This window comes from Frigoribacterium sp. CFBP 13729 (genome assembly GCF_014841875.1).
GTDB lineage: Bacteria > Actinomycetota > Actinomycetes > Actinomycetales > Microbacteriaceae > Frigoribacterium.
This window is the reverse complement of record NZ_JACYUR010000006.1, coordinates 19,532-46,084: the sequence shown is the minus strand read 5'-3', so window position 1 is coordinate 46,084 and position 26,553 is coordinate 19,532. Positions and strand designations below refer to the sequence as shown.

Sequence of the window (26,553 nt, the reverse complement as noted above, 5' to 3'; positions counted from 1 at the left end):
GGCTAGGGCGTCCGGTCGGTCTCGAGGCGGACCGCGCCGCGTTCCATCAGCCGCCACGACCCGCCCGCGAGCGGCGTGAGCGTCACCGCCACGTAGAGTGCCGCGGCGATGCCGAAGGCGACGGTGAGGCCGATCGTGTCGGCGGCGACTCCGCCGAGGAGGGCTCCGAACGGGACCCCGGCCCAGGCTCCCGCGTTGAGGAGGCCGAACACGCGGCCGCGCAGGTGCTCGGGCACCCGCTCGAGCTCGACCGTCGCGAGGATCGGGTTGAGCGCACCCGCTGCCAGCCCCGACAGCGCGGTCGCGGCCACCAGCACGGGCAGCGGAGCCCCGAGCGCGAACGCCAGGCTCGAGGGGCCGCCGGCCAGCGCGAAGCAGAGCGCGAACGTGACCCGCCGCGGCACGCGGTGCGCGACGAAGCCGAAGGCGACGTTGCCGAGCAGGGCGCAGCCGGCCATGGTCGCGACCAGCAGTCCCAGGGCGGCCGCGCCTCCTAGTCGGTCGTTAGCGTAGAGGGGCAGCAGGGTCGATCCGCGGGCCGCGTCGAGGAGGTTCGTGACCAGCACCAGCGCCACGATCAGCCGCATCAGCGGGTCGCGGACCACGAAACGGGCTCCCTCGGCGAGGTCCTGCCAGTAGGAGGCGCGGGCCGGCTCGGTGCTGCCGGTGCGGTCGCGGCTGCGGTTGGCGGGCTCCTCGGCGCGCTCGCCGGCGAGCGCTGCGGTGCGGGGGCTCGTCGAGCTGGCTGATCCGTCACGGGACGGATCAGGCCCAGGGACCAGCGTCCAGGTCAGCACCGCCGAGACGGCGAACGTCGCGGCGTTGACGAACAGCGACGGGACCGGTCCGACGGCAGCGACGAGCAGGCCGGCCAGCGACGCCCCGATCAGCTTGGCGAAGCGCTCGGAGCCGTCGAGCAGGCCGACGCTCCGCTCGATGCGGATGCCGGCGCGCTCGGTGAGGCCGGGGAGCATCACCCGACGCGCGGTCTGGCCGGGAGTGTCGAGCAGGCCGGCGACGAAGACGAGCGCCAGCAGGGCCCAGAACGGCAGGCCGACGGTCAGCGCCAGCACCGGCATCGCGAGCACGGAGGCGCCGCTCACCACGTCCGCCACGATCGCGGCGCGGCGGTGGCCGACGCGGTCGACGACGACCCCGCCGAGCGGCCCGCCGATGATCACCGGCGCCGTCGCGAAGGCCGCAGCGACGCCGATCTCGACACCGGAGCCGCCCAGTGCGAGGACGTAGAAGGGGACCGCGAAGGCCGTGACCACGTTGCCGGTCTGCGAGATCGCGTGGGCGGCGACGAGCGCCGAGAGGGCGGTGCGGGAGGCGCGGGTCGGGTGGGTCGGGCCGGTCGGGCTGGTCGCGTGGGTCGGGCGGGTGAGTCCCGGGGCGACCGTCTCGGGGGCCGGGGCGTCCTCGGTCACGCGCCCGCTCCTCCGGGGTGCCGGTAGGCCTGGTAGGCGAAGACGACGGTCTCGGCTCCGTCGTCGTCGGCGGGGTCGTGTGCGTCGCCGACGTCGACCCAGCGGTCGACGACGGACTCGAGCTCGGCGCGGAGGGCGGCGAGCTCCGTGACCGTGAGGCGGATGGCGCGGTCGCCGCCTGCCGCCGCCGCGACCCACTCGCGCGGGAGGGTCGGCATCGCGTCGACGTACTGGGTGTACCGCGCGGCGTTCGCCTGGACGATCGACTTCTCGAGGGCCGCCGACGCACTGAGGCGCTCGGGGTCGTCGAGCAGGTCGGCGGGCTCCCACGAGGTGAGGAGGGCCGTGGCCTGCCACCAGCGCTCGCGACGGTCGGCGCTCTGCGGGTCGGCGGCCTGGATCAGGTCGCTCGCCGCGAGCTTCGACAGGTGGTAGCTGACCGTGCCCGGCGCCTCGTCGACCACGTCGCCGAGCTGCGCCGCGGTCTGCGGGCCGCGCTGACGCAGCAGGCCGAGGAGGCGCAGCCGCGTCGGGTGGGCCAGCGCGCGCATCGAGGCGGCGTCGGTGAGGGTGGAGCGGGGCTCGTCGCGGGTCACGGGGCAACGGTAGGTGCACAAGAGGTGTTGCGCAAGAGGTGTTGTGGGTTTCGGTGTCCATCGACGGCTTTCCTGGATCTCAGAACCGCAGCCACCGAATTCTGAGAAGATGGCATATCTCAGAAAATTCTCTGAGGTCGACATGAGGAGGCGTGGTGGCGACGACACCGTCCTGGCCCGCGATCGGCCACGAGACGCTCGAGTGGACGAGCCGCTCTGCTTCGTTCGGGCCGCGTGCTGCCCGTCACGCTGCAGCACGCGCGACCTACGAAGCCGCAGTCCCGCCCCGCATCACTGATCTCTCACCCGTCGTCAGCCCTGAGGTGGCGACCCTCGCCGACGAGGCATCCACTGCCTTGGCCGTCTTCGACGCCGAGCTCGGCTCCGACGTCGCGCCCTTCGCCTCCTTGCTGCTGCGGTCCGAGGCTGCTGCCTCGTCTCAGATCGAGCAGCTCACGGCCAGTGCCCGCCAGATCCTCACGGCAGAACTAGGAGGGGGCAACCGGCGGAACGCCTCCGCGATCGTCTCGAACACGCGAGCCATGCGTCGAGCCGTCGAGCTCGCCGACGAGCTGGACGCTGCGGCCGTCCTCGCGATGCACGAGGTGCTGCTCGAGCACGACTCTCAGCACGACGCGGGACAGTTCCGGAGGGAGCCCGTCTGGATCGGATCACGCTCCGACAGTCCGGTGAGCGCCGACTTCGTCGGGCCGCGGTGGGAACGCATCCCTGACCTCATCGACGACGTGCTCGCCTTCGCCCGCCGGCTCGACGTGCCGCGCCTGATCCAGGTGGCCGTCACGCATGCTCAGTTCGAGACGATCCACCCGTTCACGGACGGCAACGGCCGGACGGGACGCGCGCTCCTCCAATCGATGCTGCGGGCGAACGAACTGACGCGGAACGTCACCGTGCCGGTGTCCGCCGGCCTGCTCGGCGACACCGCCGGCTACTACGACGCTCTGACCGCGTATCGGCGAGGGGAGCTCGACCCGATCACCCGTCTCGTCGCCGAGTCGTCGTTCGAGGCCGTCCACAACGCCCGACAGCTGGTGACCGAGATCGAGCAGGTACGGGAGGGATGGCGCGAGCGCCTCCGTGCCCGCCGGGACTCGGGCATCTGGACGGCACTCGACGTGGTCGCACGGCAGCCCGTGCTCACACCCAAGGTGCTCGCCGCCGAGATGGGCATCGAGCCCAAGAACGCCTACCCGCACCTGAGGCGACTCGCGGAGGCGGGCGTCCTCGTGTCGAAGACGGAGCACGTCGGCGGTCAGATGTTCCGGAGCGACGAGATCCTGGCGGCCCTGGACGCGTTCGCGGCGCGGTCGGGGCGGCGTCGGTCGGGCTGAGCCCGTCACCAGTGGCTCGGCCGGGCGATGCCGGGCTCGATCCCCTCTCGGGGGCTGCCCTCGACCGAGGCGGACCGACAGACTCGAGGTCGAGGTCGAGGTCGAGGTCGAGGTCGAGGTCGAGGACGGACGGAGAGCGAGATGAGCGGGACCACGAGCGTCCGGGACCAGCGGCCGCTGCCGGCTGGTCGCCGCGGCGCGGGCTTCGTCATCGCCGTGATCGCGGCCGCGGGAGCGGTCGGCTTCGTGGTGAGCACGCTCGTCGTCGGGCTGTCGATCGTCGCGCCGGAGTGGGACGAGACCACGTCCGAGGGGTGGCCCGGGCCGGGCCGCGACTTCGCGATCGTGGTCGCGATGTTCGCCGTGGTGCTCGTGGCGCCGGTGGGCGTCGTCCTCGGATGCCTGACCGGGGTCGCCCTCGTGCTCGTCGACCGGGAGCGGCACCGCCTCCGCCTCATACTCGCCGTGTCCTCGGCAGCCGCCGTCGGCGGGGGCACCAGCGGGGCCGTCCTGGGCTTGTTCAGCCGCACCGACGACGCAGGGTGGGTGCTGATCGCAGGGGTGGCCGCTGTCCTCTCGGGCGCCCTCGGGGCCGCGTTCGAACTGGTGATGCGACGTCAGCGCTGAGGCTGCGGCCGTCGTGACGTCGACGTCGGTGACGTCGCCCGCCACGGCCGCGGCGGCCGCGTCGGCTCAGGTGTCGAGGACGCCGTCGACGGCCTCCGACCGGGCAGGGATCTGTCGCGTGGCGATGTCCTCGTCGAGGTGCACGGAGACCCAGAGCCAGTCGAGTGGCCAGCCGGTGTCGTCGAAGACGCGGTAGCGGCGACGCAGTCGCAGGAACGGCACGTCGGCGTGCTCGAAGCTGACCAGCAGCTCGGTCGTCGGCCAGCTGCCGACGGTCTCCACCTCGAGGGAGCGGTACGGGCTCCGGCCCCGTCTCGGCTCGGGGTGCTCACGGGTCCAGACGATGTTCGGCTCGTCGAGCCGCTCGAACCGGGCGCGCAGAGCTGCCACGGCCGCGTCACGCGACGCCTGGTCCAGAGGGGCGAGCGGCCAGCGCGCACCCTCGACGCCTGCCAGGTCGAGACGGTCTCGCCAGGGGGCGAGCACCTCCTCGCGACGGTTCTCCTCGCGCTCCCAGTCCTCCTCCTGCGGCTCCGGCGCGGGCTGCCACGGCAGCTCGTCGGTGTCCACGCCGTCGGGGAGGCCGTCGGTGACGTCGACCCTGACCTCACGTGGCTCGTAGACGACGTCCCAGCCGCCGCCGAAGGACGAGGTCTCGTGGCGGGGGCCGCACCGGTGGTAGCGCAGCACGATCACGTCACCGTCTCGGCGCACCTCGTCGACGAGGTGGTCGACCCGGATCGTGGAGCGTTCGCCCGCGGGGCTGAGGAGGTGCAGGTCGGTCGGAGGAGTCGGGCTCGGGTCGTCGGGCTGCGGGTCGGAGGAGGCGTCGGCAGAGTCCCCGACGTCGCCGGGGTTCCCGAAGTCGAGGGTCCAGCCGACGTCGTCGTCGTCGGGACCGACGTCGTCGTCCGTGTCGGCGACCACGAATGCGTGGTGGTCGTGGTCGTGCTCGGCGAGGCCTGCGTCGATCGGCTCGGTCCAGTCGGCGGGGTCGGGCCAGAACGACGTCTCGGGGATCCAGGGGAGGGTGCTCGGGTCGAGATCGGCTGCGTCGGCATCGGCGTCGGCGTCGAGCCCGCCGCCGTCGAGCTCTTCTCCTCCCGGGAACGTGCCCATCCACTCCGAGGCGTCTCGGGGGTCGCCGATCCAGAGGCCGGAGGCGTCCGCCCCGATCGGCCGGCCGGTGCCCAGGTCGACGGCGGCCGTGACGCCCTCGGGAGTGAGGTGCACGGCGGTCCGGCGCGGCGACGCGTCACCGCTCGCGTCGCGGTAGACGACCCATGCGCCCTCCGGTGTCGACCGCACCTCCGCCTCCTCGACAGCACCGGCCGGACGGGGCGCGTCGGGCCACGTGACGAAGCGGACCTCGTCGTCCGTGACGATCGCCGCGACCGGTCGCGCGGCGTCGACGACGATCGTGGCGGCGCCGACGGCCACGGCGTCGAGGGGCGTGAGGAGTTCGCCGGAGGCGGCCGGCGCGCTCTCGCCGTCGGGTCGTGGTGCGGACATGCCGACAGGCTAGCGACGTCGGGATCGCTGATCCGAGGCGGTGCGGTCACCGGGCGGGCGCCTCCTCGACTATCCGGATTGCGTCGTACCGAACGGGGGGTGTCTCGACCGTCGAGATTCTCGCTAATCTAATGGTCGGCACGGATGCCGATCTCAACGCAGGAGCGAACATGACCACCCCGACACTCTCGACCCGACCCAGGCACATGACCCGACCGAACACCGCACCGGACCCGACCCCGGCCGCGGCACCCTCCCTCGACGGAGGCGCCGGTCACGACGCCGGCGTCGGCCCCGACTCCGTCACCGGCTTCATGCAGGCCTTCGGCGTCGCGCAGATGCGCGCGGAGGCCCTGATGAAGATCGTGGCGGCCGACCACGGGATCGGCGTCTCGGACCTCCGCGCGCTGTACTTCGTGCACGGCGGCACCGACGTCACGCCGCGCGAGCTCGCCGCGTACCTCGAGCTCTCGTCGGGCTCCGTCACGAGCCTCGTCGACCGGATGACCGACGCCGGGTTCCTGGACCGCGCCGCCCACCCGACGGACCGGCGCAGCAGCGTCCTCGTCATCGCCCCCGACGGCGTCGCCCTGATCGAGGGAGAGATCGGGTACTACCTCGAGGTCTTCGACGGGCTCGCGTCGCGGCCCGAGCTGGCCGTCGTGACGACCGCGCTCGCCGAGCTCGCGAACTCGATGACGCGACACGCGGCTGCGCGCTCAGCGGGCACTCGCACGGGCGCGGCCTAGCCCGAGCCCGTCTCTCTCGAACGATGTGACGCGTCGAGGGGATCCGGGAAGAGCAGACCCCCGCGACGCGTCACCTCGATCGTGGTCAGCTGTGCGGCGACCGGCGCCTCGTGAGCGCCTGGACTCCCGCGACTACGAGACCTGCGCCGATCACGAGCACCAGGACGGTGCCGAGGCTGACGACGTGCTGCAGGTCGAGCAAGGCGAAGCCGGCGAGGAAGAGCCCGGCGGCCGTCTCGACCAGAGCGACGGCGACCGCGACCCCGCGGGAACGGCGCTTCATCGGCGTGCGGGGTCGTCGTCGGGCTGCTGCCCCGGCGGCATGAAGGGAGCGAAGGAGGCGGTCGGCCCGTCGCGCAGGGAGCGGGGCGAGGGCGGTGTCGCTCGGGCGTCGCGGGGCCGGAGCAGTTGCTCTGGCTGGGCGGGCGCCTTCTGCGGGAGAGCCGACCGCTCATGCTGCGGCTGCGGCTGCGGCTGCGGCTGCGGCTGCGGGTGCAGGTGCGACTGCGGCTCAGGCTGCTGTTGCGTGGTCCGTCGGGCGCGGAGGGCGATGCCGAGCAGCAGGCCGGTCGTGCCCGAGCCCAGGGCGGGCAGGGCCAGGGCGTAGGCGAGGCCGTCGGTCGCGAGCGTCCGTGGGCAGGGGCCGACGCGCGTCTGGCACGAGGCGATGCGGCCCGTCTCGGCGTCCATCTCGATCGTCGTCGCCGTCTGTTCCATGTCGAAGGAGCCGTCGGCGCTCGCCTGCCACAGGAGCGCTGCACCGGACGCGACGAGAGCGGCGGACAGGATCCAGAGGAGCAGCTCCCACGAGCGGCGGCGGGGACGATCCGAGACGCCTCTCGGGTCGACGGCGGCCCCGTGGTCGAGGGCGTCGCCGAACGGGGAGGCCTGGTGCTCGAGTGCGCTCACGCAGGGCTCCTCCGGGGTGGTCAGATCTGTCTGGGGACCGTCCCATCATGGGATGTGCCGGCGGCGGGCGCGAGGGGCGCGCCGGGTCGGGCCCGGGAGGCGGGGTGGGCGGCGCCTCCTTCGGTCCGGTCCGCTTACCCTTGCCCGTCGCCGTTGGCCTTGCCGTGACCCTCCGCCCGCAGAACCCGACCAGAGGGGTGCAACGAGCTCTGCAATACGGAGGAGAACCCGTATTGACGTCCTCACGGTCGGCATTTGCGGACCCGGACCCGGACCCGGCCCCGGACCGACGGTCAGCGCGTCTCGGTCAGCGGTCAGCGCGGGTCGGGCGAGGCGCCGAAGGCCTTGCGGCCGTTCCACACGGCGATCCCGATCACGAAGAGCGTGAAGAAGACCGAGAACACGACGCCCGGCTGCAGCACGGCCCACACGACGACGAGCATGCCGACGCTGACGACGAGGCTGATGCCGTACATGATCCGCCCGAGGCGCGTGTTCATCTGCATGGGGACTGTCTACACACGCGCCGTCACCGAGGTGACGTGTGCCCGTTCCTCCAGCCGTGCGGGCGAGGCTCAGATGGAACAGTCCAGGTCGTCGTCCTCCCGTGCCTCCGAGATCCGCCTCGTGTGGGGACGCTCGCCCGCATCCCGGGTGTCGAGGACGAGGCAGAGCTGCCAGTCGACCTGGCAGTTCTCCGTCGTGCCCGCGTCGACGACGAGGACCGCGCTGGCCCCGGGGCGCACGTCGCCCTCGTTGTGCCACAGGCAGGTGAGGTCGACCGTCCGATCCGTGTCGTTGACGACGGTGACCTCGACCTGGGGCGGCATGAGGAGGATCGCCGCTGCGACGACGGAGGCGGTCACGGCTGCCGTGACGACGAGGATCTCCCGGCTCAGGCGCACCGGCTCACCGTATCGACGTGCCGGGGAGGCGTCGGCGTTCGCGGGACAGTCTCCGTCCTGGGGCTGAGAGACGAGCCGTGGTGGCGCGTCAGCCTCCGGGCCCTGTCCTGCTCGGACCGCGGCCGCTCCGGGTACGCACCGCCGCGCTTTCAGCCCTGCGGGCGAAGCGGTCGGCGACGGTCGGCGGCGAGACTGAACGTCGAACGAAAGGACCCCATGTTCGCCTCCTCCTCGCACGTCGTCCTCCCGGCGCTCGCGACCGTCGTCCCCGTGACGATCGTCGCCGTCGCGCTCGTGGGGCTGCGCTCGCAGCGAGCCGGGGCCGACCTGGGGACGATCCTCTGGCGGACGTCGTTCGTCGCCTACCTCGGGGCGCTGGTCGCGGTCACGTTCTTCCCGTTCGTGATCGACCTCGATGCACCTCCGGACTCGCCCTGGCGGCCGATGATGAACCTCGACGCGCTCAGCTCGCTGCACCTCCGGTCGTTCTGGCTGAACATCGTGATGACGGTGCCCCTCGGGGCGTACCTGACGGGCCGAGGGCTGGCTGCACACGGGCGAGCGAGGCCTGGGCCGGCGGGGCGGCGTCGCCTGCGCGGCATCGTGCCGGTCGCCGCGATCGCGCTGGTCGCCAGCGTCTCGGTCGAGCTGCTGCAGCTGGCGCTGCACCTCACGATCGGGGGCAACCGTGCGACCGACATCGACGACGTCATCGCCAACACCGCCGGAGCCGTCGTCGGCGCGGTGCTCTGGCGGGCCGTGCTGCTCGTCGGGCGGCGGGTCCTCCCGGGCCGGCGCCTCGAGCTGGTCGCCACGGGCGCGAACACGAGGACGAGCACGAACATGCGCGCGACCTCGAGCCCGCAGGAGGCGGCGGTCGCGACGGCAGGCCCGTCGCGACGGCGTCCGCACCCCTCGGAACCGCGCACACCCATCCGCGCGAGCGAGGGTGCGCGCGGGTCCTGAGGGTTCGGACGGACGGACGGACGCGCCGACGCGCGTGGTCGCCCGCGCGGACCGCGCACCGCCCACCAGGCACCGCCCACCAGGCACCGCCCACCACGCACCGCCCACAACGCACCGCCCACCACGCACCCCGTCGCCGTCGGGCGGCCCGGGCGTAGGGTCGGATCGACCGAGGAGGCGCCGTGACCGACCCCCGGACCGACCGCGGCGGGGCCAGGCCCGCCGTGCCGACGCCGCAGCCGCGCGACCTCGTCTGGGCCTGCCTCCGGCCGGCGCTCCGGCTGCGGCTCGCGCTTTTCCGCCGGGCCGTGCGCTCAGGGACGTTCCCGCCGGCCGCCACCGCACCTCCGTCGCTGCTCGACGACGTCACCGCCGACCGGGTCGCCTACGTCGGCAACGCGGCCGCGGCCCGGTTCGGCGTGCTCGAGGAGGAGCTGACGACGCTCAGCCGCGTCGCGGCCGCGGTCGGCGCCGCGCGGGGACGGCCGTTCGTCTGGGTCGAGGGCCCGGCCCAGGTGCTGACCGTGCGGGAGGCGGCCGACGAGCCGACCTCGGCCGTGCCGGACGTCGACGCGGTCGTCGTCGCGCTGGGGTTCAGCGACGTGCTGCTGATGACCTCCGCCGCCGCGTGGCGCCGCGACCTCGACCGGCTGCTCGACGCCGCACGGCACCCGGGGAGCGTCCTCAGCCCGGTGCTCGTCGCGGGGATCCCGCCGATCGATCGGCTGCGGCTGACGTCGCGGGGCGCGCGAGGCCGCGTCCACGGGCAGATCGCGCGGCTCAACGCCGAGTCCGAGCGGCTCGTCCGCGACCGCGGCGACTGCGTCTTCGTGCCGTTCCCCGAGCCCGAGCCGGCCGTCGGCAGCGCGCGCCTGAACGGCCAGCTGTGGTCGTGGCGTCGGGTGCACGAGCTGTGGGCGGCGAGCCTCTGGCCCGAGCTCGTGAGGGTGCTCGACGAGTCGAGCTGAGGAGGCGCCGCCTCGACGAGTGGAGCCGAGGAGGCGCGGGCCGGGCCGGCGGGGACGGCCTGCGACGACAGGGACGGCGTCCCCGACGTGAGAGCGACGAACCTCCGTGGGGATCACGGAGGTTCGTCGCTGTCGTGGAGGTCCGCGGCCGGCGCGCCGCGGGCGGTCCCGCCTAGCGGGCCTCCGCCTCCTCGGCGTCGCGGGCGCGCTTGCGCTCGTTCAGCGCGCGCTCGTCGCGGCCGACGACCGCCAGCAGGACGATGGCGAGCACGACGCAGGCGAGGATCAGCACGAAGGTGACGTCCCAGCCGAACGCGTGCACGGCCAGGCCGATGCCGGTGGAGGCGAGGGTCGCGCCGAGCACGTAGCCGAACAGCCCCGTGAACCCGGCCGCTGTGCCGGCGACCGAGCGCGGGCTGAGGTCGAGCGCCTGCAGGCCGATCAGCATGACCGGGCCGTAGATGAGGCCGCCGATGGCGACGAGCATGGCGAGCGAGATCCAGAGCGGGCCCTCGACCGGCGACAGCCAGTAGACGGCGACGGCGACCCCGACCGCGGTCATGAACAGGATGCCCGTGGGGGAGCGTCGGCCCTTGAACACCTTGTCGCTGATGTAGCCGCACAGCAGGGTGCCGGGGATCCCGGCCAGCTCGAACAGCGAGAACCCGGCGATGCCCTCGCCGAGGCTCGCGCCGCGCACCTCGGACAGGTAGACCGGCGCCCAGACGAGCACCCCGTAGCGCAGCGTGTAGACGAAGACGTTGGCCAGGGCCAGGTTCACCATGGTGCGGTTCGTGAGCACGTAGCGGCGGATCGTCGACCAGGTCGAGGCGCCCTCGTCGGCGGCGTCGGTCTCGACGGGGGCCGGGTCGTTCCGGTACTCCTCGATGGGCGGCAGGCCCTCGGACTCGGGGGTGTCGCGCAGCAGCACCAGCGCGACGACCGCGATGACGAGGCAGACGACCGCGGGGAACCAGAACACGCTCTGCCAGGTGCCGAACGAGGCGAGCGCGACACCGGCGAGGCCTCCGGCACCCGCGCCTCCCACGTTGTGCGCGACGTTCCAGATCGCGGTCTTGCCGCCGCGCTCCGAGGTCGAGAACCAGTGCACGAGCGTGCGGCCGCTGGGCGGCCAGCCCATGCCCTGGAAGAACCCGTTGACGATCATCACCACGGCGAAGAACGCGACGGAGGCGCCCACCGCGGGGACGAAGGCGATGAACAGGTTCGCGAGGGCGGAGAGCGCGAGGCCGATCGGCAGGAAGAACCGCGCGCTGCTCTTGTCGCTCACGATCGCGCTGAGGAACTTGCTGAAGCCGTAGGCGAGCAGCACGCCGTTGGTGATGACGCCGAGGCCGACGGTGCTGAAGCCGTTCTCGTCCTTGAGGATCGTCGACACGAGCGGCACGTTGTTGCGGATCAGGTAGTAGGCGGCGTAGCCGATGAAGATGCCCAGGAACACCTGCAGCCGGAGGCGCGGGTAACGACGCGCGACGGTCGCGTCGTCGAGTCGGGGAGCGGGCGGCGGGGCCGCGAGGAAGGCGGTCAGCCCTCGTCGCGACGACGTCTCGGTGGGGGTGCGCGGGGCGCGGTGGTCGGTGGTCATCTCGGCCTTCCTCGTCCACGTCGGTGTGGGCGAACTCATAGCTGAACACAAGGTTGCAGTTCACGCAAATGACACCTGCCGTTCACCTGGCGGGGTTGACACCGCGCCCCGCTCCGGGGCTCAGGAGGCGGTCGGGTCCTCGTCCCGGTCGCTGCCCAGGGCGTCCTTCGCGACGGCCATCGCGGCCATGCCGTTCGGCCAGCCGGCGTAGAGCGTGACGTGCGTGATCGCCTCGATCAGCTCGTCGCGTCGGACGCCGTTCTCGAGCGCACGCCCGAGGTGGAACGGCAGCTGCCCGGTGTGGCCGCTGGCAGCGAGGACCGCGACGGTGATCAGGCTGCGGTCGCGGGCTGACAGCTCGGGCCGGTTCCAGACGTCGGCGAAGAGGACGTCGTCGGTGAGCTCGGCGAGCTTGGGCGCGAAGTCGCCGAGGGAGGCGCGCCCGCCACCGACCTGGCGGGGCTGGTCGGGCTGGGACGGCGGGGAGGGCTGGCGGGGCTGATCGGTCACGGGGTTCCTTCTCCGGCTCGGGGCGGACGACGCAGGAGGTGCGCCTGGCGACAGTCCACCTCCTCGGCTCGTCGGGAGGGGTGCCCTGGCAGTGCCTGTCAGCCCGCGGGGCGCGTGCGTAGCGTGGATGTCGACGCCGCAGGTCGGCGTCGCCCCCCTCCTGCTGCTGCTGCCAGCAGCTCGCCCTTGCCCTCGACCCTGAGAGGACCCGTCCTGACGAACGCCCCCGCATCCGCGCCCGCGCCCGCTGCCGACGTCGCCCTCTCGGGCGAACGCGGCACGTCGACCCCGACCCGTCTGCCGCTCTTCTCGCTGGTCGTGCTCGCGACGATCGGCTTCGTGCTCGTCGCGATGGAGACGATGCCCGCCGGGCTGCTGCCGCAGATCGCCTCCGGGCTCGACACGGGCGAGGGCACGGTCGGGCTGCTGATCAGCGCGTACGCGCTGGGCACCGTCGTCGCGACCGTCCCCGCGATCACGCTGACCCGTGGGCTGCGGCGTCGCCCCGTGCTCGCGGCCGCGCTCGCCGGGCTCGTCCTCGCGAACGTCGTGACCGCCTTCGCCCCGACGGTCGGCGTCGCCCTCGCGTCCCGGTTCGTCGCCGGGGCCTTCTCGGGCACGATCTGGGGCATGCTCGCCGTGCACGGCCGCCGCATCAGCCCGCCCGGCCGCGCGGGTCGTGCACTCGCGATCGTCTCGGCGGGAGCTCCCGTCGGCTTCGCGTTCGGGACGCCCCTCGGCTCCTGGCTCGGCACGGCCCTCGACTGGCGCTGGTCGTTCGGCGGCCTCAGCCTGATCGGGCTCGTCGCCCTCGTGCTCGTGCTCACCGTGGTGCCCGACGCTACCCCGGCGGCCGCCCCGGCCTCGGGCCGCCTCCCGCTCGGCCGCGTCCTCCGCCTCCCCGGGGTCGTCGTCATCCTCGCCGTGATCGCCGCGTGGATGATCGCGCACAACACGATCTACACCTACGTCGCGCCGTACCTGCGGGCCGGCGGCTCGGGCCTCGGCGTCGACCTGACGCTGCTCGTCTACGGGGTCTCGTCGATCGGCGGCATCGTCGTCACCGGCGCGCTGCTCGACCGGCACCCCCGGCCCCTGCTGCACGGCAGCGTCGCCCTCTTCGTCGTCGCGGGGGCCGTGCTGCTGGTCGGCCAGGCGTCCCCGGGCGCGGTGCTCGCCGCCTCCGTGCTCTGGGGGCTGACCTTCGGGGGAGCCTCAGCCCAGCTGCAGGCGGCGCTGACGACCGCAGGAGGCGCGGAGGCGGACGTCGCGAACTCGTTCCTGCCGGTCGCCTTCAACGTCGCCATCTTCGCCGCGGGTGTCCTCGGAGCGCTGCTGCTCGGCGGGGTCGGCCCTCTCGTGCTGCCCGTCGTCATGATGGGAGCAGGCGCCGTCGCCCTCGGCCTCACCGTGTGGGGCAGGCGCAGCGCGTTCCCCGCTCGGTACTGAGGCGGCGCCTCGCCGACGCGGGCGGGCTCCGCAGCCGGAACCGCGCCTCCTTCTCTCTTCCCCTCTTCTCCACCACTTCCCGACATCACCGCCGAACACGAACACAGGAGCACACATGCGCACCGTCAAGGCCTATGCGGCACCGTCCGCCACCGAGCCCCTCGTCCCGACGACCATCGAGCGCCGCGACGTCGGCCCGAAGGACGTCATGATCGACATCGCCTACGCCGGCATCTGCCACAGCGACATCCACACCGTCCGCGGCGAGTGGGGCGAGATCCAGTACCCGCAGGTCGTCGGCCACGAGATCGTCGGCACCGTCTCGGAGGTCGGCTCCGAGGTCACGAAGCACAAGGTCGGCGACCGCGTCGGCGTCGGCTGCATGGTCAACTCGTGCGGCGAGTGCGAGTACTGCCAGCGCGGCGACGAGCAGTACTGCGCGAAGGGCAACACCGGCACCTACACGAGCGTCGACCCGGCCGACGGCACCGTCACCCAGGGCGGCTACTCGCAGGCCGTCGTCGTCACGGAGGACTTCGTGCTGCGCGTGCCCGAGTCGCTCGACTACGACAAGGTCGCGCCGCTGCTCTGCGCCGGCATCACGCTCTACTCGCCGCTGCACCACTGGGGCGTCACCGAGGGCACCAAGGTCGCCATCGTCGGCATGGGCGGCCTCGGCCACATGGGCGTCAAGATCGCCGCGGCGCTCGGCGCCGACGTGACCGTGCTGTCGCAGACGACCTCCAAGAAGGAGGACTCGCTGCGCTTCGGCGCCAAGGCGCACTACGCGACCAGCGACGAGCAGACCTTCACCGACCTGGCGAACTCGTTCGACCTGATCGTCAACACGGTGTCGGCCAAGATCGACATGGGCGCCTACCTCGGCCTGCTCGCCGTCGACGGCACCCTCGTCAACGTCGGCGCCCCATCGGAGCCCCTCGAGGTGCCGGCGTTCGCGCTGATCCCGGCTCGCCGCAGCTGGGCCGGCTCGGCCATCGGCGGCATCCGCGAGACCCAGGAGATGCTCGACTTCTGCGCCGAGCACGGCATCCTGCCCGAGACGGAGCTGATCAGCGCCGACCAGATCAACGAGGCCTACGACCGCGTGCTCAAGTCGGACGTGCGCTACCGCTTCGTGATCGACGCGGCGACGTTCGCGTAGGTCTCACCCGCTGGTCGCACGAACGCCCTCGCCGTGCGCGGGGGCGTTCGTGCGTGTGCGGCGTCGGCTGGTCGGCGCGCTCCCGCTCGGACCCGCGCACACCCGTCGGACCCGCGCACACCCTCGGGCGCGCCGAGGGGGGGTGCGCGGCTTCGGCGGGTGCGGGCGGCAGGGCGGCTGCGGTGGGCGGCTGGACCCCGTCTCGTCGATGCGAGCCGCACCTCCTGCGGGCGCCGGGCTGGCCGTCAGCGTCGCCGCATCACTTCGCACCGGGTTTCGTACACTGCACCGGGTCTAGACGCGGTGCAGTGCACGGAACTCGATGCAGTGCGTCAGGGGCGCAGTGCCAGCAGCGCGAAGTGCGCGTCGAGAGCCGTGACCGCCCAGGAGGCGTCGGTCCCGACGGCCTGCGCGAGCAGGTGCAGGGCCAGGCCGTCCACGACGGCGTGGGTGAGCTCGACGTCGACGTGGGCCGGCTCGGGGGTGCTGGTCGCGCCGCCCCCCGGGCGCGCGCCGGCCGCACCGGCCGCGCCGCGGGCGTCGAGGTGCACCAGCGCCAGCGCGCAGACGTCGCGGACCGCCGCGTGCGTCTGCTCGTGCGCCGTCCGCAGCGAGGGGTCGGTCAGGGCGAGGGCGGCGAAGGCGACGGTCACCTCCATCTCGGCCCGACGCTCGTCGTCGAGGGGGAGCAGCTCGAGCAGGACGGCCCGGGCCGCGTCGCGTCCGCCGGTCGCGGCGCCCGCCCGGTCGACGCGCTCGCGCAGCCGTGACACCAGCAGCTCGACCGCGGCGTCGCGCACGCTCGCCTGCGTCGGGAACGTGTAGCGCAGCGACGAGGGAGGCAGGCCGGCCTCGGCGGCGACCTTGCGGACGGACACCTCCGTCGGTCCGTCGCGGACCAGCACCCGCCAGGCGGCTTCGCCGACGATGCGGCGGCGGTCGTCGAGATCCACGGTGCGGGGCATCCATCGATTCTGGCACGACTGTGCGAAAACGTGCTAGAACTGATTTCGCACGACTGTGCGACAACGAGTCGCGCAGGGTGTCGACACGAGGTCGGCTCGGTGCGCCGGAGGAGAGGGGCCCGTCATGGCCTGGGTGCTGTTGATCGTCGCGGGGGTGCTCGAGGCCGTGTGGGCCTCGGCGCTCGGCGCCTCGGGGAACTTCACGAAGAAGGGGCCGACCGCGCTGTTCGTCGTCGCGCTCGTCCTGAGCATGGTCGGCCTCGCGCTGGCGATGAACGACCTGCCCGTCGGCACGGCCTACGCCGTCTGGGTCGGGATCGGTGCCGTGCTGACGGTGATCATCGCGGTCGTCCGCGGCCAGGAGGTGCTGACCGTCGCCCGCGCACTGCTGCTGGCCGTGCTGATCGGCTGCGTCGTCGGCCTCAAGGTGGTCAGCTGATGCCGTGGGTCGTGCTCGTCGTCAGCGCCGTGCTCGAGGCGGTCTGGGCGACCGCGCTGGGTCGGAGCGAGGGGCTCTCGGTGCTCGCCCCCTCCGTCGTCTTCGTGCTCGGCCTCGCCGCCTCGATGCTGACGCTCGGCTGGGTGACACGGCACATCCCGATCAGCACCGCGTACGCGATCTGGGCCGGGCTCGGCGCGGCGTTCACCGTCACCTGGAGCATGCTCACCGGCGGTGAGGCCGTCACGGTCGTGCGGGTGCTGCTGCTCGCGGGGATCGTCGGCAGCGTCGTCGGGCTGAAGCTGCTGAAGTCCGGGCCTGCCGCGAGGCCGGCCGCGGACGAGGAGGCGGCCGGCGCCCGCTGAGGACCGCCCTGGGCGCCGGCTCCCTCGCGCTCCGCGGCCGCGTGCTCGCGGCCGTCCCCCGCTCGGTGCCCTACGGGGGACGATCTCGTCACGATCGGATCACGGCCGGTCCTCCCGGCGCGCCCGGAGGCACGGAGGGGCCCCGCGCCGCTCTAGCGTCGGTCCGCCGGGCGTCTCCGGCTCGACCCGACTCGATTCCTGGGGGATCCGTGACCACTTCCCGCCGCACCCGCGCGTGCGCCCTGCCCGCGGCGGCGCTCGCCGCCGCCCTCGTCCTCACGCCCGCCGCGGCCTTCGCCGCCGACGGCGACGTGCCCGCGTCGTCGTCCGCCGTGGCGGAGGGCCCCGACGCGACGACGACCGTCTCGCCCGCTGCCGAGGCCGGCGTCGCCGAGAGCCTCCCCGTGTCGCCCAGCGCTGCCGAGGCAGGCGCCGCCGAGAGCGTCCCCGTTGCGCCCGGCGCCGAGACCACCCTCGCCGCGGACGGCGAGGCCGCCCCGTCCGAGCCCGAGGTCGTGGCGCCGGTCGCCCCGACCCCGTCGGCGGCCCCGGAGGTCGCACCCGAGGACGGCGGCGACGAGGTCGTCGTCGACGCCCCCGAGGTCTTCTCGCAGGACGGCAGTGACCTGCGCCCGGGCTTCGCGAGCTTCTTCGGCACCGTCGGCTTCACCCCCGGCGACGAGGCCACGGTCGGCCTCGTCGGATCGCAGGGCGAGGACCTCACGAGCTGGATCCGCCCCGCGCCCGGCCTCACCTTCAGCATCGACGGCGACACGACCATCATCGTGGTCGTGCCGAACGACGCCGCCGTCCCGGACATCGTGACCCTCAACGTGTTCGACGAGTCCGGCAACGAGGCCTCGCTCGAGATCCGCGTCAGCGCCTTCGTCGTCGCCCCGCACCTCGAGGCACCGGTCTCCGCGACCGCGGGAGTCGTCAGCGTCCAGGGCGAGAACGGCGAGCCGGGCCAGGTGGCCCTCGTCAGCGTCGTCGACGCCTCGCTGGTCGAGTCCCCGGGGCCCGACCAGGGCAGCGACGAGGGCGTCGCCGACGAGGCGGACGGCGTCGAACTCGTCCGCGTCGCGGAGGACGAGGCCCCGGCCGACGACCCTGGGTTCGTCACGGACGAGGAGCCGATCGCGTTCGACCCGGAGGAGGGCGTGGCCTTCACGCTCGTGCCGATCGACGAGACCGGGCACTTCACGGCCTCGTTCGTGCTGCCCGCCGGAGACTATGTGAGCGACGCGGCCGTGCTCCGTCGTGACGGGAGCGCCGCCTCCGACTTCTCCGTGCCCGTGCAGTTCTCGGTCGCCGCCGCGGCGCCCGTCCTGCCCGTCCCGACGGCGCCGGCCGCCGTCGTCCCCACCGCCGTCGCGCCGGTCGCCGTGGTCCCGGTGCGCACGACGCGCCCGGCGGGCCTCGCCTACACCGGCTCGGACGCGTCGGCGTGGCTCGTGCTGGCCGCCGGTCTCGTCGCCGCCGGCAGCGTGGCCGTGGCTGCGTCGCGCCTCCGGGGCCGTCGCTCCTAGGGCTGGTCGCCCCGACGCCAGGACGGCCCCGCACCCTCGTCAGGGTGCGGGGCCGTCGGCGTCCCGGAACGCGGGAGGCGACGTGTCAGTGGCTGAGGCCGAGGAGGAAGAGCATCCCGACGACGAGGCTGGCGCAGGTCGCGACGGCCGACGACGCGACCACGAAGAGCGTCACCTGGCGCTCGTGGTCGCGGACCTCGGAGAAGGGGCTCGTGGGGCGGATGATGCTCATGGTGGGCTCCTCTCGGCAGCTCTGCGCTGCATGGGGTCGACGTCGGATTTCTATGCATGTGCATCTTGTCACGATCGGCTAGAGCATCTAGCGAAGCGGTCGGCTGCCTTCGCGAAGTGGACAGTGGCGGCGTCGAGTTGCCCCGAACTGCTGCTTCCCGGGGCTCAGGGCAGCGGTTCGGGGCAACCCGTCGAGTGCGAGTGCGAGTGCGAGTGCGGTTGCGAGCGCGAGGGGAGGCGCGGGCGGCTAGCGCAGGCCCCCCTGGAGCGTGCGGATCGCGTCGCCGAGCGTGCCCGACGTGAGCAGGCCGGTGCCGAGCGGGCCAGAGCTGTCCTCTCCGAGCAGGGGGAGGCGCGCGAGGGCCCTGCGGACCGGGGGGCTCAGGTGCCGCAGCTGCCAGGCGATCTCGGCCGCGCCTCCTGCGGTCCCGTCGTCGTCGGGGGCGGCCAGGGTGACGGCCTTCACCGCGTAGGCCGCGGCGCCGAGGGCGTGCGCGCCCATGTGCGCGACGCCCGACGCTTGCCCTGCCGACCACGCGGCGGCCCTGGCCGCGGGCGAGGTCACGGCCTGTGCGGCACGACCGGCGACGAAGCGGCGACGGATCTCGCCGACGGCGTCGAGATCTCCGCGGGCGAAGGCGCGGGTGCGCGCGATGCCGTCGCGAGGGCGGTCGTCGGCGGGCGCCTCCTGCTCGAAGAGGGGCAGGACGCGCTCCGCGCAGTCGGCCGCCCACGCGGCGACGAGCCGTCGGTCGGCCTCGGAGAGCGCCTGCGGGGAGGTCATCCCTGCACCCTGACACGGCACCCGCGCCGCGTCGACGACGAGTTGCCCCGACGCGCGGCCTCGCTCGCTCGGAGGCAGCTGTTCGGGGCAACTCGTCGAGACGTCGTCCGGGAGGCGGAGTGCCGCCGAGAGGCGGAGGGGCTCGAGGAGGCGGAGGGCCGCCGAGAGACGGAGGGGCTCGAGGAGGCGGCGGTCCCTAGGAGGCGGTGGTCGGCGATTCGTCCGCGGGCGGCGGTGGCGACGCGTCGGAGGCGCCCGGCAGCACGGCGGCGAGCCGCGACAGGAACGCGCGCACCGCCTCCAGCGCCTCGTCGTCGTAGTCGTCCAGGGCCGCCTCGAGGGCGGCACCGCCCCGTCGGAGGAACGGCTCGATGCGCTCGTGCGCCTGCTCGGTCGCCCGCAGCGTCACGACACGGCGGTCGGTGCTCTCGCGGCTGCGGGCGACCAGGCCCTGGGCCTCGAGCCGGTTGAGCAGGGCGGTCGTCGCGCCCGAGGTCAGGCCGATCCTGCTCGAGAGCTTCGCCGGCGTGAGCGGCGCGTCCTCGCGCTCGGCCCAGATCACCTCGCCGAGGGCCGTGCCGTCGACGGTCGGCAGCTCCATCCAGCGGGCGAGCTGGTGGGCCGACTCCTGGTAGGTCACGGCGTAGTGCCGCAGGGCCTCGAGCACCTGCGTCCTCGGCGTCGGCGGGGGCGGCGTCGGCGTCGTCATGGGTCGATCCTCCCATCGAGACGTCGTCGCGATCGTCCCCGCATCGGGCCCTGGGTCGCCGGCCTCAGGCACGCAGCTGCGGGTACTCGGCCAGCACCGGCACGTGCTTCTCGCTCGTGAGCAGGTTCGCCTGGAAGAACTTCCGGACCGGCCGCGACGCGGTGACGCGGTGCATCGTCTGGATCGCCTTCACCCCGGCGCCCGACGACGGGTGCATCAGCTTCGCCCCGCCGCGCGGCAGCCCCTGCGCGCTGTCCGCGTAGCGGCGCATCTGCCGCTCGTACCGGGCGAAGGCCTGCGCCGGGCGGTCCGGGCTCGCGGCGAGCTCGCCGACGAGGATGTGCGCGCCGACCAGCGACAGCGTCGTGCCCATGCCCGTCGGGCCCGAGCCCCACGCGGCGTCGCCGACGAGCGCGATGCGGCCGCGACTCCAGGTCGACATGACGACCTGCTCCATCCGCTGCGTGTAGAACTCGTCCGGACGGGCGTCGAAGCCGTGGAGGATGCGCTCCGTCTGCCAGCCCGCACCTCGGAAGCGCTCCCTCAGGATCTGCAGCTGCGCCTCCACCGGGAGCCCCTCGAAGCCCATCGGCTCGGACTCGAACGACATGCTCGCCCTGATCGTTCCCTCGTTGTCGGGCCGCACCGACGCGACGCGGCCGCGGGCCGCGGTGAACCAGTCCCAGGAGTCGACGTCGTCGGGCCGGCGGTCGATCGTGCCGTACGTGATGCTGACGCCGAAGTCGCGCAGCTCGGTCTCGTCCGCGAAGAGGAGGCGGCGGGTGCGCGAGCTGCGCCCCTCGGCCACCAGGACCAGGTCGAAACGCTCCTCGGCGCCGCTGTCGAAGGTTGCGTCGACGCCCGTCGCGTCCTGCCCGGCCCCCACGACGAAGTCGCCGAAGCGGCGCTCGACGTCGGCGGGGACGACGTCCGCGAGGATGCCGGCGAGCCGGCCGCGCAGGATCTCGACCTCCGCCGTGGGGCCGTCCTGCCCCTCCTCCCTCGGGAACACGGCGTAGGGGCGGCCGGACTCGTCGACGAAGCGCGTGCCGTCCTCGCCGGTCAGGTTCGCGAGCACCGCCTCCTCGACGCCCATCCGGGTCAGGATCTCGCGACCGAGCCCGCGGACGTCGATGTTCTGGCCGGTCTCGCGGGGCTCGGCGGAGCGCTCGAGCAGCACGACGTCGAAGCCGGACTTCGCGAGGCCCCAGGCGAGTGCCGGGCCGGCGATGCTCGCTCCGGTGACGAGGACGCGGGGGCGCGCGGCCGGGGAGGAGGGGGGTGTGGTCATCGTGGAGCCTTCCGTCGAGCGGCCGATCTCGGCTGCATGACGTCAGACTAGCTTCACCATGATGTGACTCCACAGTGAAAGCACATGTTGCCGAGGCTGCCCAAGCCCCGGCACACGCGGCAGGTGGCGACGGCGAGTCGCCCCGAACTGCTGCCCCCGTGAGTCGGGAGCAGCAGTTCGGGGCAACCCGTGCCGCTGCCGCCTCCCCCGTCGGGCTACTCGGCGGGGATCTCGCCGGTCGCGACGAGCGTGGCGCGCGCGAGGATGTGCGACGCGATCGTGAAGGCGAGGAACGCGGGCGTGCCGTCGGCGGGCACCCCGATGTCCTCGACGTCGAGTGCGTGCACCGTCACGAAGTAGCGGTGCTGGCCGTGGCCCGCAGGAGGTGCGGCGCCGATGAACGAGGGCGCCCGCGAGTCGTTCGGCAGCTGGTACGCCCCCTCGGGGAGCTGTGCGCCGGTCGCGTCGCCGGCGCCCTCGGGCAGGTCCGTGACGGACGCCGGGATGTTCGCGACGGCCCAGTGCCAGAAGCCCGACTGCGTGGGGGCGTCGGGGTCGTAGACGGTGACCGCGTAGCTCTTGGTGCCCTCGGGGGCACCCGACCACGAGAGCTGCGGCGACACGTCCTGGCCGCCGGGGACGCCGAACGCCCCGGAGTACTGCTGCTGCGCGAAGGGGGTGCCGTCCTCGACGGTGGCGCTCGTGACGGTGAAGCTCGGCACCTCGGGGAGGCGGGCGAAGGGGTCGTTTCCGGTGGTGTCGCTCATGACGGTCCTTTCCTGGGGCGGCCGGGTGGCGCCTCCTGGGGGATCATGCTCCGGCACCCTCGGAAACCGCGCAGACCCCCGTGCGCGAGCGGGGGTCTGCGCGGGTCGAGCGGGTGCGGGCGTGGGCATGCCCGCAGGAGGTGCGGCCGGTCAGCTCAGACGGGTCGCCGCGATGCCGCCGTCGACGTCGACGGTGCTGCCGTGCACGAACGCGGCCTCGCCCGAGACGAGCCAGCGGACCGCGAACGCCACGTCGACCGGGCGCACGGGGCGGCCGGCGACGGTGCCGGCCGTCATCGCGGCGAGCACGTCGGCGCTGTCGGCGTTGCCGGGCGTGCTCGTCGCCCCGGGCGCGACGGTCGTGACGCCGACGCCGTGCGGGCCGAACTCCGCCGACCAGGTGCGGGTCATCTGCTCGAGCGCGGCCTTCGAGCCGGTGTAGGCCGCCCCGAACGGGACTCCGACGCGCGCCATCCAGGAGCCCACGTTGACGATCGAGCCGCGACCGCGCTCGGCCATCGCCGGGGCGAGTGCCGCGACGAGGAGGTGGGGAGCCCGCACGTTGGTGGCGAGGACGGCGTCGAGCTCGGCGTCGGAGAGGTCGGCCGTGGCCCCCGCGGGGTAGATGCCGGCGTTGTTGACGAGGACGTCGACGCGTCCGCCGAGGGCGGCCTCGGCCTCGGCGGCGACGCGTCGCACCTCGGTCGGCGAGCCGCCGAGGTCGCCGACGACGGCGTGCGCACGGCCGCCTGCCTCCGTGACGGCGCGGACGACGGAGGCGGCGCGCGACGCGTCGCGACCGCTCACGACCACCTCCGCGCCGGAGGCGGCGAGCACGCGCACGATCGCCTCGCCGATGCCGCTGGTCGAGCCGGTGACCAGCGCGGTGGTGCCGGCCAGGCGGGTGTCGGGGGTCAGGGTCTGCAGTTCTTCGTCGTTGGACTTCATGGTCCATTCCTAGCACATGAATGGACCGTATGGTCCACAGCGGTAGGATCGACGGGTGGACGACAAGAAGCTCACCGAGCGCGGCCGGGCGACCCGGCAGCGCATCATCGAGGCGACGGGGGAGCAGATCCTCGCGTCCGGGATCGGCGGGACGACCCTCGACACCGTGCGGGCGGCGACCCTGACGAGCAAGAGCCAGCTGTTCCACTACTTCCCGGGCGGCAAGGCGGAGCTCGTCCGCGAGGTCGCCGCGTGGGAGGGCGGTCAGCTGCTCGCCGCGCAGCAGCCGCACGTCGACGACCTCGGCTCCTGGGAGTCGTGGAGCGCCTGGCGCGAGGCGCTCGTCGACTACTACCTCGGCCTCGGCCGGTGGGCCTGCCCGATCGGATCGCTCGCGACGCAGGCGGCCATGACCGACCCCGAGCTCGAGCGCGTCATCGCCGAGAGCATGGGCGCCTGGCGCGACCTGCTCGCCGCGGGGGTCCGCAAGATGCAGGCGTCGGGCGACGTCGACCGCGAGGCCGACCCGGAGCGGATCGCGATGGTGATCCTCACGGCGGTGCAGGGCGGGCTCGTGATGAGCCAGCCGCTGCGGTCGGCATGGCCCCTCGAGGCGGCGCTGGACTCGGCGCTCGACCCGCTTCACCGCGTGCGGGTCTGAGGCGCGCTGCACGCACCGCGTGATGGTCTGAGGAGCGCTGCACGGGTGCCGTGAGCTGCGTGCCCGCACCCGGCACCCTCGAGACCCGCGCGCACCCTCGTGCGCGCGACAGGGTCTGCACAGGTCCCGCGGGTGCGGGCAGGTGCGGTGCCGCAGGAGGCGCGCTAGCGGTCGAAGAGACCGCCGAGGTCGCCCAGCCCGGGGATCGGGAAGCCCTCGCCGAGACCGCCGACTTGCTCGCCGAGGCCGGTGAGGTACTCCTCGCCGCCCTGTGCGATGCCGTCGACGCCCTCGGTCAGGCCGCCGAGGCCCTCCGAGAGGCCCGCGATGCCCTCGAGCCCGAAGTTCTCGGCGAGGCCGCCGAAGTCGACGCCGTTCGCGAGCGCTCCCGAGAGGAGCGGGCCCGCGACGCTGCTGACCGCGGCGCCGCCCGCGACCGCGAGTGCGAGGCCGCCGAGTGCGGCGACCCCCGCGCCGGCTGCGGCGCCGGCGGCGAACTTACCTGCACCGGAGCCCTGACGGGTACCGGTCGCGTGGCCGCCCGCGCTCTGGCCGGGACGGCCGTGGCCCCCGAAGACGCGATGCATGAGGCCGGGGTGCACGGTCTCGCCGCGGGTGGCGGCCCGGGCGAGGTCGTCGGTGCTGCCGCTGCGGGGCTGCTCGTGCGCGGGCAGCTCCTCCGTGAGGCGGGCCTGGACGAGCTCGCGCTGCTGGGGGGTCAGGCGGGAGAACGCGTCGCGGTGCACCTGCTCGAGCTGCTCGGGCTCGGCCGTGCGGAGCAGGTAGTCGTACTTGCCGAGGGCGACGCGGTCGGCCTCGGTGGCGCGGGGTGCGCCAGCGGCGCCGTGCTGCTGGGCCGGGCGCTGCTGCTCACCCTGCTGACGCCCGTCGTAGCCGCCCTGGTGGCGCTGGTCGTAGCCCTGCCCCTGCTGCTGGCCGTAGCCGGCCTGCCCCTGCTGTGGGCCGCCTCCTCGCTGGTCGCCCTGCTGCTGGTTGCCGTCGCCGGTGAGCTTGTCGGCCGCCGTGCGGACGAGGTCGCGCCAGTCGGTGCCGGAACCCGCGCCCGAGCCGGAGCCGGAGCCTGCGTTCGGTCGCGGCGGCTGGCCGTTGCGGGAGGACGAGGAGGAGTTCGAGTCGCCGAGCGCTTTCGCGGCGGCGCCCAGGAGGCGCTTGAAGTCGGGCATGACCACATCGTGCTGGCCCACGATGTGCAGACCCCCGGGAGGACCTGCGGAAGTCATCCGAACTGCCTCGTCTGCTCGCCCGCCTCCTCGGCTCGCGTGCTCGTCGCCTCCTCGGCTAGCGCGACCGATCGACCACGGGCGTCTTCGTCGGGAGCGGGCCGTAGCGACAGCCCGGCGACGACGAACCCGCCCGTGCCCAGGAGGCGTGCCGCACCAGGCAGAGACGCCCGCCCCGGGCGCCGACCACGAGAGTCCGTGGTGCCGCCCGGGGTGGGCGAGGTGCAGCTGAGGTGCGGTGGAGCGGTGCGGTGCTACTCGGCCGAGTCGACCGTCAGGGCGCGGCGGCGACGGGCGGCGACGAGCAGCCCTCCGCCGGCGAGCAGCAGCAGCGCGGCGCCGACGACGCCCCGCGACGCCTCGGAACCGGTGTAGGCGAGACCGGCCGGACGCGCCACGGGTGCGGCCGGGGTCACGACGGGCGGCGCCACGGCGGCGGCGACGAGCGAGAAGGTGACGGTGTTCGAGAAGTCCGACACGGCTCCTGCCTCGTTCACGGAGCCGTCGGCGTTCAGCTCGGCCGCGATGGCCTGGGTCGCGTACGCACCGGGGAGCAGCGAGACGGTGACCGTCCAGTTGCCCTGGGCGTCGACCAGGATCGGGTCGGCGAGGTCGGTGATGTAGAAGCGGCCGACGGCGGGGGTCTCGGTGGCGGTCCCGTCGAGGAACGCCGAGTCGGCGACGGTCAGGACGATGCCCGTGCCGACGGGCCCGGTGCCCGAGATCGTGACGGTGCCGCCCGTGACGACCTGCCCCTCCGTGGGGCTGGTGATCACCGGGGTGGGCGTGAGCAGGACGACCTCGTCGGCGACGGTGACGTCGACGGCCTGGACGATGCCCGAGCGGACGCCCGTCAGCGTGATCGTGTAGTCGTCGGCGAGCACGTCGTCGGCGAAGACGATCGTGTCGGCGTAGGCGCCCACGGTGTCGTCCGCGTAGTAGTTCAGCGCGCGGTCCGCGAGGTCGACGACGGTGCCCTCGGAGTCGGTCACGACGGTGCGGACCTCCTCGCCGGGGCTGAAGCCGGTCGCGGCGATCGCGATGCCGGTGGTGGTCGCCTCGTCGACGGTGACCTCGTCGGGCGTCGCCGTGATCGTCGGGGCGATCGCGGGCACGGGCGCCGTGGCGAACGTGAAGGCCACGCCGAGCGAGCCGACCTGCGCGGCCGGGTTCGACTGGGTGACGTTCGCACCCGAGCCGAGCGAGCCCGGTGCGAGGTCGAGGAACGTCGTGGGGACCGAGAAGGTGCCGTCGGGGTTGGCCGTCGCCGTGCCGGCGACCGAGTTGCCGAGGTTCTTGTTGCTGTAGGTCACCGTGACGGTGCTGTTCGGCGCTGCCACGCCCGTGAAGACCGGGGTCGTCGTGTCGACGACCGTGCCGACTCCGGGGTAGTCGACCCTGAAGGGGAAGGCGGGGTTCGGCGCGACGGCGAGCTCGATGGTGTAGTCGGTGGCCGTCACCTCGGGATCGACGACGCGGGTCGTGGCGTCGACGGCGGTGAGGACTGCGTCCACGGTCGTCTCGCCGGGCAGCAGCTCGCCGACGTTGGCCGTGACGCTGAAGGTGCCGTCCGGGTTGTGCGTGGTGCCGACGTTGATGCCGTTCGCCAGCGTGCCGTCGCCCCTGTCGTACGTGAAGACGAGGTCGTCGGCGGCGGGCAGGCCCGTGCCGGCGAGCGGCAGGAGCTGGGTGAAGCCGGTCGAGTTGTCGTAGGTGGAGCCGGGCGCCGGCGACGTGATCGTCACGGGGGCGGCCGCGGAGGCGGGCCCTGCGGCGAGCAGGACACCTCCGAGGGCGAGTGCGAGGGCCGTCGGCGCAGCGACGAGGCCCCTTCTGGCTGATGAGCGCAAGGGCGTTCTTTCTGTCGAGTCGGATACGTGCG

The 26,553-nt window shown here is 73.6% G+C and carries 29 protein-coding genes; 11 read left to right on the top strand and 18 right to left on the bottom strand.

Annotated elements, in window-relative coordinates:
• Positions 1-2: 2 nt before the first annotated feature.
• The gene (locus IFT77_RS14660) at positions 3-1,430 is read right to left on the bottom strand and encodes an MFS transporter (RefSeq protein ID WP_371741079.1); all 1,428 of its coding nucleotides are present in this window, start codon (positions 1,428-1,430) and stop codon (positions 3-5) included.
• Positions 1,427-2,026: a helix-turn-helix domain-containing protein gene (locus IFT77_RS14655; protein WP_192170415.1), complete on the bottom strand. Its 600-nt coding sequence runs from the start codon at positions 2,024-2,026 to the stop codon at positions 1,427-1,429. The genes IFT77_RS14660 and IFT77_RS14655 overlap by 4 nt, the downstream gene beginning before the upstream one ends.
• 155 nt (positions 2,027-2,181) lie before the next feature.
• On the opposite strand from IFT77_RS14655, the gene IFT77_RS17065 reads away from it, so the two are divergent.
• Positions 2,182-3,378 carry a Fic family protein gene (locus tag IFT77_RS17065; protein WP_192170414.1) on the top strand — a complete coding sequence of 399 codons (1,197 nt, stop codon included), beginning with the start codon at positions 2,182-2,184 and terminating at the stop codon, positions 3,376-3,378.
• Between the two features lie 141 nt (positions 3,379-3,519).
• The gene (locus IFT77_RS14645; RefSeq protein WP_192170413.1) at positions 3,520-4,005 is read left to right on the top strand and encodes a hypothetical protein; all 486 of its coding nucleotides are present in this window, start codon (positions 3,520-3,522) and stop codon (positions 4,003-4,005) included.
• 66 nt (positions 4,006-4,071) lie between these two features.
• Here IFT77_RS14645 and IFT77_RS14640 read toward each other — a convergent pair whose 3' ends face one another.
• A complete protein-coding gene (locus tag IFT77_RS14640; RefSeq protein WP_192170412.1) occupies positions 4,072-5,517 on the bottom strand; it encodes a hypothetical protein in 1,446 nt (481 codons plus the stop codon).
• A 170-nt stretch (positions 5,518-5,687) separates the two neighbouring features.
• Here IFT77_RS14640 and IFT77_RS14635 point away from each other — a divergent pair, with 170 nt between their 5' ends.
• On the top strand, positions 5,688-6,266 hold the full coding sequence (locus IFT77_RS14635) for a MarR family winged helix-turn-helix transcriptional regulator (RefSeq protein ID WP_192042799.1): 579 nt from the start codon (positions 5,688-5,690) through the stop codon (positions 6,264-6,266).
• Positions 6,267-6,351: 85 nt separating this feature from the next.
• On the opposite strand, the gene IFT77_RS14630 is transcribed toward IFT77_RS14635, so the two are convergent.
• From IFT77_RS14630 to IFT77_RS14615, 4 genes are all read right to left on the bottom strand, one after another.
• Positions 6,352-6,549 (bottom strand): hypothetical protein, encoded by a 198-nt coding sequence (locus tag IFT77_RS14630; protein ID WP_192170411.1) that lies wholly within the window; start codon positions 6,547-6,549, stop codon positions 6,352-6,354.
• Positions 6,546-7,175, bottom strand: coding sequence for a hypothetical protein (locus IFT77_RS14625; RefSeq protein ID WP_192170410.1), 630 nt, complete (start codon positions 7,173-7,175; stop codon positions 6,546-6,548). Before IFT77_RS14625 ends, IFT77_RS14630 begins: the two co-directional genes overlap by 4 nt.
• Before the next feature lie 314 nt (positions 7,176-7,489).
• Positions 7,490-7,681 (bottom strand): hypothetical protein, encoded by a 192-nt coding sequence (locus IFT77_RS14620; RefSeq protein ID WP_192042796.1) that lies wholly within the window; start codon positions 7,679-7,681, stop codon positions 7,490-7,492.
• 69 nt (positions 7,682-7,750) lie between these two features.
• Positions 7,751-8,080, bottom strand: coding sequence for a hypothetical protein (locus tag IFT77_RS14615; RefSeq protein WP_192170409.1), 330 nt, complete (start codon positions 8,078-8,080; stop codon positions 7,751-7,753).
• Positions 8,081-8,296: 216 nt separating this feature from the next.
• Here IFT77_RS14615 and IFT77_RS14610 point away from each other — a divergent pair, with 216 nt between their 5' ends.
• Complete coding sequence (locus IFT77_RS14610; protein ID WP_192170408.1) at positions 8,297-9,046, top strand: VanZ family protein; 750 nt, start codon at positions 8,297-8,299, stop codon at positions 9,044-9,046.
• A 182-nt stretch (positions 9,047-9,228) separates the two neighbouring features.
• Positions 9,229-10,014: a hypothetical protein gene (locus IFT77_RS14605; RefSeq protein WP_192170407.1), complete on the top strand. Its 786-nt coding sequence runs from the start codon at positions 9,229-9,231 to the stop codon at positions 10,012-10,014.
• Positions 10,015-10,186: 172 nt separating this feature from the next.
• On the opposite strand, the gene IFT77_RS14600 is transcribed toward IFT77_RS14605, so the two are convergent.
• Both IFT77_RS14600 and IFT77_RS14595 read right to left on the bottom strand, forming a co-directional pair.
• A complete protein-coding gene (locus IFT77_RS14600) occupies positions 10,187-11,620 on the bottom strand; it encodes an MFS transporter (protein ID WP_192170406.1) in 1,434 nt (477 codons plus the stop codon).
• A gap of 120 nt (positions 11,621-11,740) precedes the next feature.
• Positions 11,741-12,130 carry a carboxymuconolactone decarboxylase family protein gene (locus IFT77_RS14595; protein ID WP_192170405.1) on the bottom strand — a complete coding sequence of 130 codons (390 nt, stop codon included), beginning with the start codon at positions 12,128-12,130 and terminating at the stop codon, positions 11,741-11,743.
• A 186-nt stretch (positions 12,131-12,316) separates the two neighbouring features.
• Between IFT77_RS14595 and IFT77_RS14590 the strand changes: the two genes are divergently transcribed.
• Positions 12,317-13,579: an MFS transporter gene (locus IFT77_RS14590; protein ID WP_244638854.1), complete on the top strand. Its 1,263-nt coding sequence runs from the start codon at positions 12,317-12,319 to the stop codon at positions 13,577-13,579.
• 115 nt (positions 13,580-13,694) lie between these two features.
• A complete protein-coding gene (locus IFT77_RS14585; protein WP_133739212.1) occupies positions 13,695-14,741 on the top strand; it encodes an NAD(P)-dependent alcohol dehydrogenase in 1,047 nt (348 codons plus the stop codon).
• 332 nt (positions 14,742-15,073) lie between these two features.
• Here IFT77_RS14585 and IFT77_RS14580 read toward each other — a convergent pair whose 3' ends face one another.
• Entirely contained in the window at positions 15,074-15,706 is a 633-nt protein-coding gene (locus IFT77_RS14580; RefSeq protein WP_192170404.1) for a TetR/AcrR family transcriptional regulator, read from the bottom strand.
• Between the two features lie 124 nt (positions 15,707-15,830).
• Here IFT77_RS14580 and IFT77_RS14575 point away from each other — a divergent pair, with 124 nt between their 5' ends.
• From IFT77_RS14575 to IFT77_RS14565, 3 genes are all read left to right on the top strand, one after another.
• Entirely contained in the window at positions 15,831-16,145 is a 315-nt protein-coding gene (locus tag IFT77_RS14575; RefSeq protein ID WP_123548826.1) for a multidrug efflux SMR transporter, read from the top strand.
• Complete coding sequence (locus IFT77_RS14570) at positions 16,145-16,510, top strand: multidrug efflux SMR transporter (RefSeq protein WP_192042789.1); 366 nt, start codon at positions 16,145-16,147, stop codon at positions 16,508-16,510. The genes IFT77_RS14575 and IFT77_RS14570 overlap by 1 nt, the downstream gene beginning before the upstream one ends.
• A gap of 209 nt (positions 16,511-16,719) precedes the next feature.
• Positions 16,720-18,039, top strand: coding sequence for a hypothetical protein (locus tag IFT77_RS14565; protein ID WP_192170403.1), 1,320 nt, complete (start codon positions 16,720-16,722; stop codon positions 18,037-18,039).
• 85 nt (positions 18,040-18,124) lie between these two features.
• Here IFT77_RS14565 and IFT77_RS14560 read toward each other — a convergent pair whose 3' ends face one another.
• The 6 genes from IFT77_RS14560 to IFT77_RS14535 all read right to left on the bottom strand — a co-directional run bounded on the left by IFT77_RS14560 (position 18,125) and on the right by IFT77_RS14535 (position 22,769).
• Entirely contained in the window at positions 18,125-18,271 is a 147-nt protein-coding gene (locus tag IFT77_RS14560) for a hypothetical protein (protein WP_158614707.1), read from the bottom strand.
• A gap of 246 nt (positions 18,272-18,517) precedes the next feature.
• On the bottom strand, positions 18,518-19,054 hold the full coding sequence (locus tag IFT77_RS14555) for a putative immunity protein (protein WP_192042787.1): 537 nt from the start codon (positions 19,052-19,054) through the stop codon (positions 18,518-18,520).
• A gap of 196 nt (positions 19,055-19,250) precedes the next feature.
• A complete protein-coding gene (locus tag IFT77_RS14550; protein WP_192170402.1) occupies positions 19,251-19,763 on the bottom strand; it encodes a MarR family winged helix-turn-helix transcriptional regulator in 513 nt (170 codons plus the stop codon).
• A gap of 64 nt (positions 19,764-19,827) precedes the next feature.
• A complete protein-coding gene (locus IFT77_RS14545) occupies positions 19,828-21,054 on the bottom strand; it encodes an FAD-dependent monooxygenase (protein ID WP_192170401.1) in 1,227 nt (408 codons plus the stop codon).
• A 215-nt stretch (positions 21,055-21,269) separates the two neighbouring features.
• The gene (locus IFT77_RS14540) at positions 21,270-21,821 is read right to left on the bottom strand and encodes a YbhB/YbcL family Raf kinase inhibitor-like protein (RefSeq protein ID WP_192170400.1); all 552 of its coding nucleotides are present in this window, start codon (positions 21,819-21,821) and stop codon (positions 21,270-21,272) included.
• Between the two features lie 150 nt (positions 21,822-21,971).
• A complete protein-coding gene (locus IFT77_RS14535; protein WP_192042784.1) occupies positions 21,972-22,769 on the bottom strand; it encodes an SDR family NAD(P)-dependent oxidoreductase in 798 nt (265 codons plus the stop codon).
• Between the two features lie 55 nt (positions 22,770-22,824).
• On the opposite strand from IFT77_RS14535, the gene IFT77_RS17580 reads away from it, so the two are divergent.
• Positions 22,825-23,430: a TetR/AcrR family transcriptional regulator gene (locus IFT77_RS17580; RefSeq protein ID WP_192042783.1), complete on the top strand. Its 606-nt coding sequence runs from the start codon at positions 22,825-22,827 to the stop codon at positions 23,428-23,430.
• 164 nt (positions 23,431-23,594) lie between these two features.
• Here the strand turns inward: IFT77_RS17580 and IFT77_RS14525 are convergent, their stop codons facing one another.
• Both IFT77_RS14525 and IFT77_RS14520 read right to left on the bottom strand, forming a co-directional pair.
• Positions 23,595-24,614, bottom strand: coding sequence for a hypothetical protein (locus IFT77_RS14525; RefSeq protein ID WP_192170399.1), 1,020 nt, complete (start codon positions 24,612-24,614; stop codon positions 23,595-23,597).
• 311 nt (positions 24,615-24,925) lie between these two features.
• Positions 24,926-26,521: a hypothetical protein gene (locus tag IFT77_RS14520; protein ID WP_192170398.1), complete on the bottom strand. Its 1,596-nt coding sequence runs from the start codon at positions 26,519-26,521 to the stop codon at positions 24,926-24,928.
• Positions 26,522-26,553 lie beyond the last annotated feature (32 nt).